We start from the raw sequence: 14914 nt of genomic DNA on the forward strand, positions 1-14914 counted from the left end.
ACTCCGAAGAGTGATACGCCTGGTGATCAGGATGTGACGATCAAGGTGACCTATCCGGATAAGTCTACGGAGACGGTGACGGGTAAGATCACGGTCACTGATGCTGCTCCGACTAAGCCGGTTGTTGATCCGATCAAGGCTGGCGATGACAAGGTTAAGGTTGGCGAGCCACTGGTTGGCGATACCGTTGTGGTGACCTTGCCTGATGGTTCTGAGGTTGTTGTCACGAAGGATCCGACCACTGGTAAGTGGACCACGGGTACCGGCACGGAAGTTCCGGTCAAGGATGGCAAGTTGGAGATTCCGGTTGATCCGGCCAAGACCACTGAAGGTGGCGAGGTTACTGTCGTGACCAAGAAGGGCGATTCCGTTTCGGAAGAGACTAAGGTGACGATTGGTAAGCCGGATGTCAAGCCGACTAAGCCGGTTGTTGATCCGATCAAGGCTGGCGATGACAAGGTTAAGGTTGGCGAGCCACTGGTTGGCGATACCGTTGTGGTGACCTTGCCTGATGGTTCTGAGGTTGTTGTCACGAAGGATCCGACCACTGGTAAGTGGACCACGGGTACCGGCACGGAAGTTCCGGTCAAGGATGGCAAGCTCCAGATTCCGGTTGATCCCGCCAAGACCACCGAAGGTGGTGCAGTGTCCGTCATCGTGAAGAAGGGTGACTCCGTTTCCGACATCGTCAAGGTCCTCATCGGCAAGGCAGTTCCGGCTGCTGGCACGGTCGTTGAGACTCGCGGTCCGGTTAAGGGCGGAATCCTGGCGCACACGGGTGCAAGCGTTATGACGCTTGGACTTACTGCTCTGGCTATGCTCCTCTTGGGCGGCCTGGCTGTGCTGCGTCGTCGCGATGCATAACCCCTAAGAACTACTTCTAAATAGTTCACACGGATAGGGGCGGCTGAGAAATCAGCCGCCCCTACTGTTTGCCGTTATAACGCTTGCCTCACGAGCGATACAGAATCACGAAAACAGCAACACTATCTCGCATACGTGCTTCTATCAGCGATCACAAAATGATCTGCGCGCAACGACGCTGTTGTTGAAGAATGCTGTGACGGCCTTGCGGTTGGATCCGCGTTCGGAGCCCGCTCCAGAACCAGAGCCAACCCCAGATCCAGAACCAGAGCCAACCCCAGATCCGGAACCGACGCCGAATCCTGATCCCAATCCTAATCCCGTGCCGCAGCCAAAGCCGGATCCGGTCTCGTCGCCTGTGCCGACCCCACAGCCAGCTAATCCAGGAGCGGTCACACCGCAGCCAGGTGTAGCAACGCCTGATCCGCATGCGGGTATTATCAGCACTGCTCCTGCTCCACATCTGAGCTATACGGGAGCGCACAGTGCGGTGGCGATAGTGGCTGCCAGTATTTTCCTCAGCGCCGGAGCGGTACTGCTTGGGCTGTATCGTCGCCGCCGTAACGGATAGCGGTAGCGGGCAAGGATATATCGAGCGATGGGTGGCGGAACATTCGGCGTTCCGCCACCCATCGGCAGCATTGTGCAGGTAAGCAGGGGCATATTGTACGGGTAAGCAGTGGTTATTGTACGGGTAGGCAGGGGGCTCTGCCGCGCCAGTTAGCACGGCTTCGAGCCACACGCTGTAACCGTTAATAACGGTCACCCCGAGTAGCAACGAAGTGTCACCGCTACCTGTCCGTGCAAGGCACAGCTCTATTGAGCTGCCTATAGCAACAGTGAAACGATAAATCTATGGGCGCAATAGCACCTTGACGGCGGTACGCTCATCCATTGCTCGATAACCCTCGGCAGCCTGATCGAGCGGTAGCTCCATATCAAAGACTGCCCCTGGATTGATTTGCCGGCGCATAATCCGGTCAATCAAATCCGGCAGGTAACGTCGGACAGGCGCTGGCCCACCTTGCAGCTTTATCAGCGCAAAAAACAGATCTCCACCTGGCAGATTGACCCCGTGAGACACCCCGACGTAGCCAACAGAACCACCTGGGCGAGTCGAACCAATAGCCTGCATCATGGATTCTTGCGTGCCGACCGCTTCAATCGTGCCATGTGCTCCGTATCCACCAGTTAATTCCCGAACTGCTGCCACTGCCTGCTCGCCACGTTCGACGATAATATCCGTCGCCCCGAATGAACGAGCCAGTGCCTGGCGTTGCGGATGACGTGAAGAAATAATGATCCGCTCCGCTCCTAATTCACGGGCGGCCAATACCCCCATAAGCCCGACTGCCCCGTCACCGACAACAGCAATAGTTTTCCCCGGGCCAGCTCCGGCGGCATCGGCAGCGAACCATCCCGTTCCCAGCACGTCGGAAGCAGCTAGCAGCGAGGGGAGCACGTCCTCGTCAGGCTTTTCAGCAAGCCGAACGAGAGTGCCATCTGCATACGGGATGCGGGCATATTCTGCCTGTGTGCCAATGGATCCGTGAACGAAAGAGCCATTCCGACAGCGCGATGGGTAGCCAGCTTGGCAGATTTCGCAGGTGCCATCAGAGATAGCGAAAGAACCGACGACGTAATCTCCAACCGATACCGTCGTGACCTCCTTGCCAATCTGAGTGACGATACCGACGTATTCATGCCCCATCCGTAGCTGCTGGGCATCTTCTAATCCGCGATATGGCCACAGATCCGAGCCACAGATACAGGCGAGAAGAATTTTAATTACGGCGTCGGTGGGTTCGCAGATCTGTGGATCCGGAACGTCTGTGACGATGGGATGGCCAGGACCGTCCATTATTACGGCGCGCATATAGAACTCCTTAGGTGTGATTAATGATGGCGTATTTAATTTGTGTTCCCTGAACCAGGTTGAACCGTGCCGGCGAGGGCTTTTTCTCCTGGGCGGGCGAGTGGTCCAACCAGTTCGTGAGCACAGTATGGTTCTTCTAGGTAGGCAATATCGTCGGCAGATAGTTCAAGATCGAGGGCTGCGATTGCTTGATCTACTCGCTCGGGTCGCGAACAGCCAACGATAGGGGCAGACGGCCCATGTGTCCACTGCCAGGCGAGCGCGACTTGAGCCATTGACACCCCATACCTATCGGCGATTTCGCCTACTCGCTTGATGATGGGTAGTGCTTTTTCCTGTGCGGAATCGTATTTATTGCGCATGGTGGCGTCGGTGCGACTGCGGGAGGAATCGGCGTTCCAGCTCGTTCGGGCGAGATGCCCGGAGGCTAACGGAGAGTACGGCGTCGGTAGAACCCCGTATTGGCGGCAGACGGGCAACATTTCCCGTTCGTTTTCCCGATATAGCAGGTTGTGATGGCATTGCATGGTGGAAAAGGGCCTCCAGCCATTGCGCTCTGCTGTGTGGATGAGGTTGTGGAACTGATAGGCGTACATTTCACTCGCCCCCAAAGCGCGCACTTTCCCAGTGCGAACAAGGGTGTCGAGTGCCTGCAACGTCTCTTCGATGGGGGTGGCGTAATCGAATCTGTGCAGGATGTATAGGTCAAGGTAATCAGTGCCGAGTCGGCGTAGGGTGCCGTCGATTTCATGGGTGATAGCTTCGGCAGAGCTGCCACCTGGATTAAAGAATACTTTTGACGCGAGGATGACGCGATCGCGTGAAATACCGAGATTGCGCAATGCTTTGCCAATGTATTCTTCGCTGGTGCCATGCGCATAACAGTTTGCGGTATCAATAAAGGTGATTCCGCGCTCAAAGGCGTGGGCGATGATGTTTTCGCTGACCTCGGCATCTAAGGTCCATTCGTGCCATCCGTTACCAGCCTGCCCAAAACTCATTCCTCCTAAACAGATATTGGAAACGAGTAGGTCAGTATGGGGAAGGTGGGTGTATTTCATGGGTATCTCTTCTCAGGTAGGGCGGCATGATCCTGACGGTATGGAAGCCATTACCGTGTTCGCGTGCCGAGCTGACTCGTCTTGCTGTGTTGGCTGGGTATTGCTGGGGAGCTGGGGAGCTATGTTGGGTGCGGCGATGCTGGCTAGGGGTGATTACCGCTGCTTGAGTAAATGCTCTGCTTTTGCAGTATTACTGGTGAATCGTGTGCCCGGTAAGTGGGGTATGCGATCTACTGACGGATCTGCCGGCTAAGCAATAAGCGTGATCCGCAGCCACGCCACACCCGACAGCGGGTACGTATGCTAGTGAGGAACGTTGCTTTCCTAGCTGAAAGCGGGTCTTATGCCTGCGGGTCATACGTATTTTGAGGTTCGCCTTTCGGGCAATACCTGTTGTTGGGGAGGTACGTCGTCAGCTCCAAACATGTTCAACCGCCTTTTCGTTCCTAAACAGTGCTGTGGAGAGGTTTAGACCTAGACCCATACGTCTTTGGCAAGATTGAAGACCGCCCAGGCTTTCGGCCATCCCATATAGAACGCAGCATGGGTGATGATTTCGGCAATCTCTGCTTTGGTTATGCCATTGTTTCGAGCAGTATCGAGATGGAAACGGAGGGAGGAATCAGTGATACCGCTGGCCATAAGGGTGGTGATGGTGATGAGCGAGCGGTCGCGCGCTGATAGTTCGTCCGTGCGTGCCCATACCTGCCCGAAGAGCACGTCATCATTTAGTTCTGCGAACATCGGCGCGAAAGTTCCGAGTTGATCGCGTCCGGCTGTGACGGGGCGATGTGTAGTGATGGGGTGATTGGGGGACGGATTCTCATTCGTATTGCCTGATGACGGGGATAGGGTGGCATCGCGTTCTCCTGCGGGATCGCTCGGGGTGCATTGCTCGTCAAGCTGAAGCTGGTCATAAGCTCGGAGGTAGGTTTCCTCGTCAACCTCCTGTGCCCAGATGGCGTTGCCGCGTTCGGGATCATTCAGCGTGATGGCCGTATGCGTCATAGCGCAGTTCGGAGTTGCGCCATGCCAATGTAGGACGTCCGGGCCGATATAGAGGGTCATCCCTGGGCGCAGTACGATAGCTGGCTGCCCAACTTCCTGGTAGATGCCTAATCCGTCGGTCACAATCAAGGTTTGGGATACGGGATGGGAGTGCCAGTAGTTGCGGCATCCGGGGTCGAATTGAACGGCGGCAACTGCTATTTCTGGCGCGACGGTATCCATACGCAATCGGGCGTTTCCGGTGAAAAATCGAGGATCAACTGGTTGCCAGTCGGCTGATGAGGTGCTCATCGTCGTGTTCTCCTAAGTCTGATTGACGGCGAGAATAATTTGCCGTTTCGATATAGCCACGGTAAAACATGAAGTGAACTTTAAGTCAAGCCTTGTGGTAAACCAGTGGAAAAGGAGAAGCAGCCGTGGAGTACAGCATTGGAAAAGCCGCTGAGATGTGCGATTTACCGGCTTCAACCCTGCGCTATTACGAAAAGGAAGGCCTGGTAGAACCGGCGCGAACTCCGGCTGGTGTGCGCCGCTATAGTGAGGAAGATATTGCCTGGCTGCAATTTATCGACCACATGAGATCAACTGGCATGAGCATTGCTGACCTCGCTCGCTACGTAAAGCTACGCCGTGCAAAGGTCGCGGGGGCAGAGCGCGAGCTACTGGAAATCATGCTTCGTCACGAGCAACATTTAATTGATAAATTGGCGCATTACCAGACGAATCTGGAACTTGTGCAGTACAAGATTCGCATGTATCAATCTGAGCTTGCGGAGCAGGACGTCGATTTGTTCGAGCTATATAAAGATCGGCAGTGTGCCAATCCGCGAAAAGGTAAAACCTCGTAGCCCAGGGCAGAAAATGCAGAGAGGCTAGTCGGGTTTTCCGCTAGGCAGAGCTGGAAGTATCTGCAGTGCGGGTTAGTGGCGCCGCAGATGGTAGCGCCGCATCCCGTCGGGTAATCATTTGATGTGGCTGTCAGATATGTGTTTTGATTCATTCAATTTTAATGTCGAGATAATGGCGTGAGGGGTTGCCAGTGCGTTAGTTGGAAATAGCCAGGGGTTTGATGGTTGATGTTCGGCACATCTGCAAGGGGGCGCCTCCGATGGGCTGGTGGTTTCTGCTGGTAGTTCTGCCGAGAATTTTGCTACTACTCGGTAGTCGCTTGGTGGCTAATTACCGTCAGCACTATATGAAACTGGATAAAAAGTACTGATCTGAAACATGGGGTGGGATCGTTGACCAGGAGGAGATTAGCCGCAGTCTGTGTTTTTCTGTCGTCAACTCTGCTACTGGTTCTATCGTCAGTTCGACTGCCATGATATTCCGGAGTTCCTCGCCACCACGAGCATCGGTTCTATCGTCAGTTCTGCCCACAGCTCTGTTGTAAATCGACTCCTCATCCTTATTCTTCCCGCTTTTACGGGCGATGTTCGGTGGGTGCTCGTTACCAACTTGACCAGGCGTTATGCAGATACTATGCCTGGGCGAGATATGCCAAGACGCCTGTGCGTAAGCGCTGTAAGCCGTCATCAAGCTGAGATCTCGGGCAGGCAAGGTTTAATCGCAAAAATTCCTGACCATTTCCCCGGAAAATTGCACCATCGGAAAGGACTAAACCACTAGTTTTTCGGATGCATGCGGCCAACTTCGTGCTATCTGTCGTGATGGCAGAGCAGTCAAGCCATAACAGATATGTGGCCTGAGCGGGAATTGCACGCACCACGGGCAGATATTTAGCAAGGTAATCCTCGGCATAGCGTCGATTCTCCCAAAGGTAGCGACGTAAAGAATCCAACCACTGAGCACCGCGCGGGCTAAAGGCTGCCACAGTGGCATCGATTGCAAAAACATTCGGCTCGGCCACTTCGTCCCGATGTAATCCGCGCACAATATCCTCGCGCAACTGCGCATTGGGAACAACGACGGCAGCGGCCTGAATTCCTGCGATATTAAAGGCTTTACTTGCCGATAGGCAGATGGCGCTAATGCGGGAACAGGTTGGTGAAGCTGCGGCGAACGGAATATATGAGCAGTTGGGAGCGCTAATATCGCAGTGGATCTCGTCGCTGATAACCGTCACCTTATGCCGGTCGCACATATCGCCAATTCGTTCCAGTGTTTGCCGATCCCACAGTATTCCCACGGGATTGTGCGGGTTGCACAAGATTAGCAGCGTGACTTTCGGATCGGCGAGCGTGGCTTCCAACGCCGGGAAATCTACGGAATATTCTCCGTTGTCATAACGTAAATCGCAGGGAGCGACTTGCCGATTGCTGTTGAGGATGGAATGAAAAAAGATGTTGTATGCCGGGGTGATGACAGCAATTCGATCTCCCACGTCGGTTAATGATCGAACCATAGAGGAAAGCGCTGGGACGACACCCGTACAAAAGTGAAGCCATTCGGGCTGGATGTGCCATCCGTGCCGTTCGCGCCACCACCAGCAGAGGGCCTGGCTGAAATCGCTGGGGACGTCGGTGTAACCAAAAATTCCGTGGTTAGCACGGCGAATAATGGCTTCGTGTACGACGGGCGCAGTTGGGAAATCCATATCTGCCACCCACATAGGCAATTCGTGATCGGCAACATCCCACTTCATGGAATTGGTGTGGCGACGGTCAACGATATTATCAAATTGGCTGGTCATGATGTGGCTTTCGGGTTGAGAATAACGGTCTGTGTGGGATCGATTTTATCGGGGTCTAAAATTAGCTCGTCGATTCCCTCGCATTGAATATGTGCCTGACGTGGATTGAGGACACTGGAAATTCGACCAGTTATGTGTGCCGCTACAGTGGAGTATTCAAAGGCTAAGGTGGTGTTTATCAGGCGGCAGTCACGTAAGACGAGGTTGTCTATGTAGCACAGTCCTTGCAGGCTCTCGATAGTGCAGTTGATGAAGGTGAGATTTTTTGAGTTCCATCCGAGGTACTCTCCGACGATTGTCGAGTTGTAAACGGTGACGTTCTCACAATTCCAGAAGGCGTCTTTTGAGAGCAAAATGGCGTCATGAATTTCGATATTTCGCCCGCCATCAAAGGCGTAGTTCCCAGTTAGTCGCAGGTTGTGAGCGGTGAGATTGTGGCAGTTCATGGCGAAGTAATCGCCTTGGGCGCTGACGTCGTGCATTGTGACGTCGGTGCAGGACCACAGGCTTTCTAACGCATTGGGCATATCGACATGTGTGAGTGTTATGCCCTGTGAGCGTCGGAACGTTTTAGGCGCTGCAATGAGGGAATCTGATATGCGGATGTCGCTGGTGTACCAGATACCGGAGCGCGCAGTGTCAAGCAATGCGCAGTTGCGTAGCTCAATATCGGTGCAATACCACAGGGGGTATTTCCATTGGAAGCTGGTGGATTCGATAGCGAGGTGCTGGCTTTCTTTCAGGGGAGATTCGCCATTGAGAAAAGTGCTATCAACGATGTTGAGATCGTGTGCATGGAAAAGCGAGCGTTCGCCCGTGTGGACTTCTCTGGTGAGGGTCTGTGCGTAGGGGAGGGGCATATTGCGGTCAGCCGTCCTTTCTTGGCAAGGGTGTGGAATGGGAGAGGGTGAGAACGTGTGAAGTATGAGGGGTGATTGAATCTAGGTCGGGCAGGGAGCTCGTGGTGATTCTTCCGAGTGGGGTGTACTCCCATGAGTTTTGCCCGAGCATAACGACGAGGGTATTTCCTTGGTAGAGCAGGATATCGCCACGGGTGGCGCGGTAGGGCCGATCGGAGCGAGTGATTTTTGTAGGTAGCTCACTGACTAATTCAAATCCGCCGTAGGGCTGAGCGTTGAGGGATAGTGCTTGAGATTCACTTAATTGGGCAAGCTGGCTGACTGTTGCGCTGTTTTGCCAGGTGACGTCAAGGGGGTGTCCGTCAATTGTTAAAAAGAGTGCGGTGGTATTCACGGTGGATTCCTCGGGTGCGAGATTGCTGGATGGGGTGGAGCTGTGATGCTCGTGGGGAGCGTCTGTTGATTGGGTGGTGGCGCATCCAGATGGGCTGACGAGTAGCGCCAATAATAGGACTAGTCGGGTAGAAGCGGATATGCGCGCTGGCATGCTTGCTCTCCTTAGCTAGTGATGGCGGGATGGCAGGGAGACTGTTTGTACAATCACCCTAAAACTTAAACTTAACTCTAAGTCAATTGCATGAGTGTGTGATCGAGGTAATGTGCGCCAGGGGTTGTATCGTGTGCGTTAAAGAGGTGGGGTTTGGCGATTGGGGCATGGCAGTAGTGGGCGGGATAGGGGTGTATGGGTGTATGCGCTCCTTGTGTGTCGGGCTGAGATTCGGTGTTGTTTGGGCTGATGTGGATGTGTATGTTTACGAGCCTGGCGCCGATATTGCAATATTGCCGTATTCACCTCTACTGGTTACAAGGGGGCGAGAGTTGGAAAGGGGGTTCCTCGCGGCTGGGTATGCCTGTGGTAGCGCCGCATCCCGTCGGGTAATTATTTGATTTGTGTCTGTCAGATATTTGTTTTGATTCATTCAATTTTAATGTCGAGATAATGGCGCGAGGGGTTGCCAGTGGGCTAGTTGGAAATAGCCAGGGGTTTGATGGTTGACGTTCGGCGCATCTGCAAGGGGGTGCGCCTCCGATGGGTCAGTGAAAAGCCAGGAGTTTTGTAATCAAACTGAGACGTCAGCCCCTTATGTTGCCGTCGCTAACTTGCTATACTTGGCGGGTTATTCTGTCGATTTTTGCGTCACGGTAGGAGCGATGCAATGTTGATGTCGGTGAAGAAGGCCCGCGTGCTGTGGGTCCGGGCATTGTCAATTCTTTTGGCCATCATGTTGATGGGTGGAATTTCCGGATTTTCTGGGATTGCCACTGCTGCGACAGTGAATGGGCAAACCAATTTTTCGCGAATCTATAATATTCAAGCAAAGGGAAATATTAAGATCACGGGAAATACCCTGATGATGCCCTCTGTTGATATTCATGGGGCAAGCGTCGTCAACGCTGCCATGAATAATCCGACGGCGATGAATAACTCATACTTCATGAGCCCCATTGATCTTGACGGCAGTCCGGAAACGACGACATCCTCAACGTCGGTAAATATCACTATCAATCCGGGCGCAACTGTTGAAAAGGCATTCCTTATTTGGGGTGCGTCAACTATCGCTGGATCCGGCTATCGGAAAGCAGATGGCACGATGGCGAACGGGCAAAATGCGAGCGATGCCGTGGTTTCGCAAGGGTTCCCAATCAAATTCAAGACTCCAAAAACGCCGAACTACACCACTATTCGCCCGGTACAAGTTAGCCGGTTCACCAACTATAAGAAAGATTACACGGCATACGCCGACGTCACAGAACTGGTGAAAGCCGGCGGTCAGGGAACGTATTGGGCTGGAGATGTGGCCCTTTCAACGGGTTTGGATACCTATGCGGGATGGTCACTGGTTGTTGTTTACAAGGATGATTCCAAGCCTAAGAATGACATGTCGGTATTCTTTGGCCATCAAACAGTCTCCGGTAGCGCCGTCTCTATTTCACTGACGGGCCTAGTTACCCCTCCGAGCGGGCCGGTCCACGCCAAAGTTGGTACGGTCACCTGGGAAGGCGACGGCTACTATTCCGGCGACTACATGACAGTTGGCGAGACGCCAGCGGAGAAGAATCCTCGGGTGTCAGATAACGGTAGCCCCTCGACGAATTTCTTTAACTCCCGAGTGACGGATGAGGGTAATCAGCAAACTGATCGTAACCCAAACTTCCTCAACAACATGGGTATCGATGCCAAAGTCATCAATATCGACGGAGTGCTGAAGAACAAGCAAGATAAATTGGGCTTCTACCTGGGAACTTCGGGCGACGTCTACTACCCCACAGTGCTTACCACGGAAATTGAACAGTATGCCCCGGATGTCAAGGCAAATAAGACGGTTAAGAACCTCACCACGCCCGATGGCTTAGCTAAAGAAGGCGACATCCTGGAATACACCTTGGATATGAAGAATATCGGTTATGACACTGCAACCTTGACAGTGGCAACCGATACGCTCCCCGAGGGTGTGGATTACATCCCTGGTTCGATTGTGCACATGGAAAATGGTTCACCAGTAAAGCGCACGGACGCGAAAGGCGACGACGACTCCGAATATTTGAGCGACACCCGCAATATACAGTTGCACGTCGGCAACAAAGCTACTGCGAGTACTGGTGGAAATCTGGATTACAACCAGCAAACGATCTACAAGTACCAAGCTAAGGTCAACGCAAAAGGCGTCGGCTCTCCGATTGTGAACAAAGTGGAAGTCAATTATGCCGGTTCAGACGGCAAGGCCTCCTCGGGTGGCACCGCGTCAAGTACGTCAAATATGAAGACGGAAACAGCCAAGCCAAGTTTTGATTTCACTAAGACGAGCAACAAGGACAGCAACTACCGTCTGAATGTCGGCGATGAAATCGAGTACACCTTCACGGTAGTCAACACTGGAAACGTCTCGCTTTCGGATTTGAAGATTAGTGATGCCTTGGCAAATCTTGGTCCGATTACGACAACGCCGGCAGATAAGACGGTTATCGCGCCGAATGAAACAGTGACGGCGAAAGCCACCTATCGGGTGACTCAGGAAGACGTCGATCGGGGCACACTGGTAAATAACGCCACTGCAAGCGTCAAGGATGGTCAGGGTGCTCCGCTGTCCAAGCAGGCCACCACAACGCTGACGGCTGATCGCAGCCCGGATATGGTGTTCACCAAAACTGTGAACAATCCGCCGGCAGAGGAAATGGCAGTAGGTAAGGAACTGACCTACACCTTTACCGTGAAGAACACCGGAAACGTCACTCTGAATAACCTCCGAATCGAAGATCCGCACCCTGGTATCGCGTCAGTCGCTATTACTCCTACCACCCTTACGCCCGGTCAAACCGCGACGGGCACGGCGACGTACACAGTAACTCAGGATGATATGAACAGAGGCAGCATCCTGAATACTGCTAGCGCAAAAGCAGCACCGCCAGACGGCAAGGAAATCTCCCGTATTAGTACCGCGGAAGCGCCGATTAAGCGTATTCGCGATTTCACCTTCACAAAGACGACGGATAAAGATGCGACCTACAAGCTCAAGAAAGGTGATACGGTCAAGTACACCTTCACGGTGACGAACACCGGAAACGTGACCTTGCGTAACCTCGTGGTTGATGATCCGCTCTTTGTAGGCAAGACCATCACGATGAACCCGCAGGATATTGATCCTGGGAAGAGTGCGCAAGGAACGATGGATTACGTCGTGACCCAGGAAGACGTTGATCGGGGAGTCCTGAAGAATACGGCAAAAGCATCGTTCACCACGGCCTCTGGTTCCAAGATTGAAAAGACCGATACGGTGACGTTGGTTGGCGATCAGAAGCCGGCAATTACCTTCAAAAAGACGAGTGATAAGCCGGAAAATGCCAAGTTGCAGCTCGGCGACGTGATTACGTACACCTTCTCTTTGACCAACGACGGCAACGTGACGCTGAATAATCTGGCGTTGAATGATCCGATGCCGGGCATGCCGACGAAATTTGACGTCACCGAATTAGCTCCGAGTAAGTCTACGTCCGTCAGTGCAAAACATACCGTGACCCAAGAGGACGTTGATCGTGGCTATGTGGAAAATACCGCGACGGCCAGCGGAACTGATACGAACGGGAAGAAACTTGAGGCGAGCGATACCGTGCATTTGGACGTCCCGCAAGCGCCTCGGATTGAGCTGGATAAAAAGTTCACTCCAGCAGACAAGACGAACTACAAGCTAGGTGAAGAAGTCACATACGTATTTACGGTGACGAATACAGGTAACGTCACCTTGCACGATGTTGCTCTGGAAGATCCTATGCTGGGTGGCACCGTTGCACTGCCGGTCAATACCCTTGCACCGGGAGCCTCAACGACCGCCACTGCAAAGTACGCAGTTACGCAGGCTGATCTGGATAATGGCAGAATCAATAACACTGCCATGGTCACCAGCCGCGGGCCGCAAGGCGGTATGCACTACAACATGGGATCGGCCAAGGTTGTGCTGGATCGTGAGCCGGCGATGAGCTTTACGAAGGCGAATGATCGTCCGGACGGATACAAGCTCACGGTTGGTGATGAGATCACCTACACCTTCACGGTGGCAAATACCGGCAATGTGACCTTGCATGACGTGACGGTCACTGATCCGCTGCCTGGCGTGGGGGCCATTACGATGTCGCCAACCGAGATCGCTCCCGGTAAGTCTGCAGTTGGAACCGCCAAGTACACGGTGAAGCAGGCAGATGTTGACCGAGGAGAATTAATTAATACCGCTTCGGCTGTTGTGAAAGATCCGATAGACACCTCTCATAGTGCGATGGCAACGAATAAACTCACGGCAGAGCAAAATCCAGGGATGGATTTTGAAAAGAGCACGACGAAGAAGAGCGGTGAGACGTTCACGCTTGGCGAGAAGATTCCATACACTTTCGTCATTCGCAATACGGGTAACGTGACGCTCAGCTTGGTGCGAGTGGATGATCCCTTGCCGGGTATGGAGAATGTGGAATTAGATCGATCCGAACTTGCTCCCGGTCAAGAAGCCCGAGGAACAGCGGAATACACCGTGACGCAAGCAGATATCGATGCGGGCACACTGGTGAATAAAGCGGTTGCTAATGCGCTTCCGCCGAAGGGAACAGCGGTATCACACTCCAGCTCAGTGAAGCTAGAGATTCCGCGTAAACCAGCCATTAGCCTGGAAAAGACGACGGATAAGCCGGCGGGGTATCAGTATCGACCAGGTGACTTGATTACCTATACCTTCAAGGTGACGAATACGGGTAATGTCACGCTCTCTGATCTGACGGTGAAGGATCCACTGGACGGATTGTCAGCTATCAAGCTTAATAAGACCAGCATTGTTCCGGGGGATACTGCGACGGGTACGGCAACGTACACCATCACGACCAAGGATATGGATCGCGGTAGCCTCAAGAACGAAGCTACGGCAACAGGTACTGCGCCTGATGGGCAAAAACCGAGTGCAGTAAGTGGCGTAACCTTGTCAGCTAAGCAAGAACCGGCATTGGCAATAGAGAAAGCCTCAACACAGCCGGCTGGTTACAAGCTCAAGGCTGGCGATCTCATCACCTACACCTTTAAGGTCGTGAACACCGGAAACGTAACGATTAGCAATGTTGCGGTGCAGGATCCACTAGAAGGTATCAATATCCAAGAACGCGCGGATGTCATCCTTGGGCCAGGTGAAGAAACGACCTTCGATGCCATCTATGTGGTCAAGCAGAAAGACGTTGACGCAGGCAAACTGGATAACCAGGCAACCGCACACGGTAAATCTCCGGCGAATACGGACGTATCGGCGCAGTCGAATACGGTTTCCATTCCGTCGGAGCATAAGCCGGGGTTGTCGTTGGTGAAGTCGGCGGATAAGTCGGTGTTGGTTGCTGGGGAGACGATTACGTATTCGTTTGAGGTGACGAATACGGGTAATGTCACGGTTTCTGATGTGGTGTTGTCTGATCCGATGGTGGGGTTGACGTTTACGAAGGCGTTGGATCCGACGGTGTTGGCTCCTGGTGGTAAGGCGTTGGCGACGGCGACGTATGTGGTGTCGCAGGCTGATGTGGATCGTGGTGTTGTGACGAATACGGCGTCGGTGTCTGGTTTGCCGCCGAAGGTGGGGGAGAATTCTCCTGCTCGGGTTGAGGCTTCGGGGTCGGTGTCGGTGCCGTCGGAGCATAAGCCGGGGTTGTCGTTGGTGAAGTCGGCGGATAAGTCGGTGTTGGTTGCTGGGGAGACGATTACGTATTCGTTTGAGGTGACGAATACGGGTAATGTCACGGTTTCTGATGTGGTGTTGTCTGATCCGATGGTGGGGTTGACGTTTACGAAGGCGTTGGATCCGACGGTGTTGGCTCCTGGTGGTAAGGCGTTGGCGACGGCGACGTATGTGGTGTCGCAGGCTGATGTGGATCGTGGTGTTGTGACGAATACGGCGTCGGTGTCTGGTTTGCCGCCGAAGGTGGGGGAGAATTCTCCTGCTCGGGTTGAGGCTTCGGGGTCGGTGTCGGTGCCGTCGGAGCATAAGCCGGGGTTGTCGTTGGTGAAGTCGGCGGATAA

General features: G+C 53.5%; 11 protein-coding genes. 5 read left to right on the forward strand and 6 right to left on the reverse strand.

Annotated features, from left to right (window positions below; genetic code table 11):
• Both ACLHIJ_RS08770 and ACLHIJ_RS08775 read left to right on the forward strand, forming a co-directional pair.
• A partial coding sequence (locus ACLHIJ_RS08770; RefSeq protein ID WP_411298954.1) for a Rib/alpha-like domain-containing protein occupies nucleotides 1-864 on the forward strand: 864 nt, incomplete at its 5' end.
• A 181-nt stretch (nucleotides 865-1045) separates the two neighbouring features.
• Nucleotides 1046-1435, forward strand: a complete 390-nt coding sequence (locus tag ACLHIJ_RS08775; RefSeq protein ID WP_411298955.1) for a hypothetical protein — start codon at nucleotides 1046-1048, stop codon at nucleotides 1433-1435.
• 282 nt (nucleotides 1436-1717) lie between these two features.
• Here the strand turns inward: ACLHIJ_RS08775 and ACLHIJ_RS08780 are convergent, their stop codons facing one another.
• Both ACLHIJ_RS08780 and ACLHIJ_RS08785 read right to left on the reverse strand, forming a co-directional pair.
• A complete protein-coding gene (locus ACLHIJ_RS08780; protein ID WP_411298956.1) occupies nucleotides 1718-2740 on the reverse strand; it encodes a zinc-binding dehydrogenase in 1023 nt (340 codons plus the stop codon).
• Between the two features lie 35 nt (nucleotides 2741-2775).
• Entirely contained in the window at nucleotides 2776-3801 is a 1026-nt protein-coding gene (locus ACLHIJ_RS08785) for an aldo/keto reductase (protein ID WP_411298957.1), read from the reverse strand.
• On the opposite strand from ACLHIJ_RS08785, the gene ACLHIJ_RS08790 reads away from it, so the two are divergent.
• Nucleotides 3800-4054: a hypothetical protein gene (locus tag ACLHIJ_RS08790; protein ID WP_411298958.1), complete on the forward strand. Its 255-nt coding sequence runs from the start codon at nucleotides 3800-3802 to the stop codon at nucleotides 4052-4054. The two genes, ACLHIJ_RS08785 and ACLHIJ_RS08790, sit on opposite strands and share 2 nt — an antisense overlap.
• A 221-nt stretch (nucleotides 4055-4275) precedes the next feature.
• Here ACLHIJ_RS08790 and ACLHIJ_RS08795 read toward each other — a convergent pair whose 3' ends face one another.
• On the reverse strand, nucleotides 4276-5100 hold the full coding sequence (locus ACLHIJ_RS08795; RefSeq protein WP_411298959.1) for a cupin domain-containing carboxymuconolactone decarboxylase family protein: 825 nt from the start codon (nucleotides 5098-5100) through the stop codon (nucleotides 4276-4278).
• Nucleotides 5101-5225: 125 nt separating this feature from the next.
• Between ACLHIJ_RS08795 and ACLHIJ_RS08800 the strand changes: the two genes are divergently transcribed.
• Nucleotides 5226-5657, forward strand: a complete 432-nt coding sequence (locus ACLHIJ_RS08800) for a MerR family transcriptional regulator (protein ID WP_411297566.1) — start codon at nucleotides 5226-5228, stop codon at nucleotides 5655-5657.
• Between the two features lie 632 nt (nucleotides 5658-6289).
• On the opposite strand, the gene ACLHIJ_RS08805 is transcribed toward ACLHIJ_RS08800, so the two are convergent.
• The 3 genes from ACLHIJ_RS08805 to ACLHIJ_RS08815 are packed head-to-tail and all read right to left on the reverse strand — an operon-like array spanning nucleotide 6290 to nucleotide 8869.
• The gene (locus tag ACLHIJ_RS08805) at nucleotides 6290-7462 is read right to left on the reverse strand and encodes a MalY/PatB family protein (protein ID WP_411298960.1); all 1173 of its coding nucleotides are present in this window, start codon (nucleotides 7460-7462) and stop codon (nucleotides 6290-6292) included.
• Nucleotides 7459-8322, reverse strand: coding sequence for a DUF3737 family protein (locus ACLHIJ_RS08810; protein WP_411297568.1), 864 nt, complete (start codon nucleotides 8320-8322; stop codon nucleotides 7459-7461). Before ACLHIJ_RS08810 ends, ACLHIJ_RS08805 begins: the two co-directional genes overlap by 4 nt.
• 7 nt (nucleotides 8323-8329) lie before the next feature.
• A complete protein-coding gene (locus ACLHIJ_RS08815) occupies nucleotides 8330-8869 on the reverse strand; it encodes a cyclophilin-like fold protein (RefSeq protein WP_411298961.1) in 540 nt (179 codons plus the stop codon).
• Between the two features lie 670 nt (nucleotides 8870-9539).
• Here ACLHIJ_RS08815 and ACLHIJ_RS08820 point away from each other — a divergent pair.
• Nucleotides 9540-14914, forward strand: a 5375-nt coding sequence (locus tag ACLHIJ_RS08820; protein WP_411298962.1) for a hypothetical protein, incomplete at its 3' end; no start/stop codon positions are given.

The organism is Trueperella sp. LYQ141, assembly GCF_046599555.1.
Taxonomy (GTDB): domain Bacteria; phylum Actinomycetota; class Actinomycetes; order Actinomycetales; family Actinomycetaceae; genus Trueperella.

Coding starts and splice junctions, on each gene's coding strand:
- ACLHIJ_RS08780 (WP_411298956.1), bottom strand. CDS start 2,740: ATGCGCGCCGTAATAATGGACGGTCCTGGCCATCCCATCGTCACAGAC.
- ACLHIJ_RS08790 (WP_411298958.1), top strand. CDS start 3,800: ATGGGTATCTCTTCTCAGGTAGGGCGGCATGATCCTGACGGTATGGAA.
- ACLHIJ_RS08785 (WP_411298957.1), bottom strand. CDS start 3,801: ATGAAATACACCCACCTTCCCCATACTGACCTACTCGTTTCCAATATC.
- ACLHIJ_RS08795 (WP_411298959.1), bottom strand. CDS start 5,100: ATGAGCACCTCATCAGCCGACTGGCAACCAGTTGATCCTCGATTTTTC.
- ACLHIJ_RS08805 (WP_411298960.1), bottom strand. CDS start 7,462: ATGACCAGCCAATTTGATAATATCGTTGACCGTCGCCACACCAATTCC.
- ACLHIJ_RS08810 (WP_411297568.1), bottom strand. CDS start 8,322: ATGCCCCTCCCCTACGCACAGACCCTCACCAGAGAAGTCCACACGGGC.
- ACLHIJ_RS08815 (WP_411298961.1), bottom strand. CDS start 8,869: ATGCCAGCGCGCATATCCGCTTCTACCCGACTAGTCCTATTATTGGCG.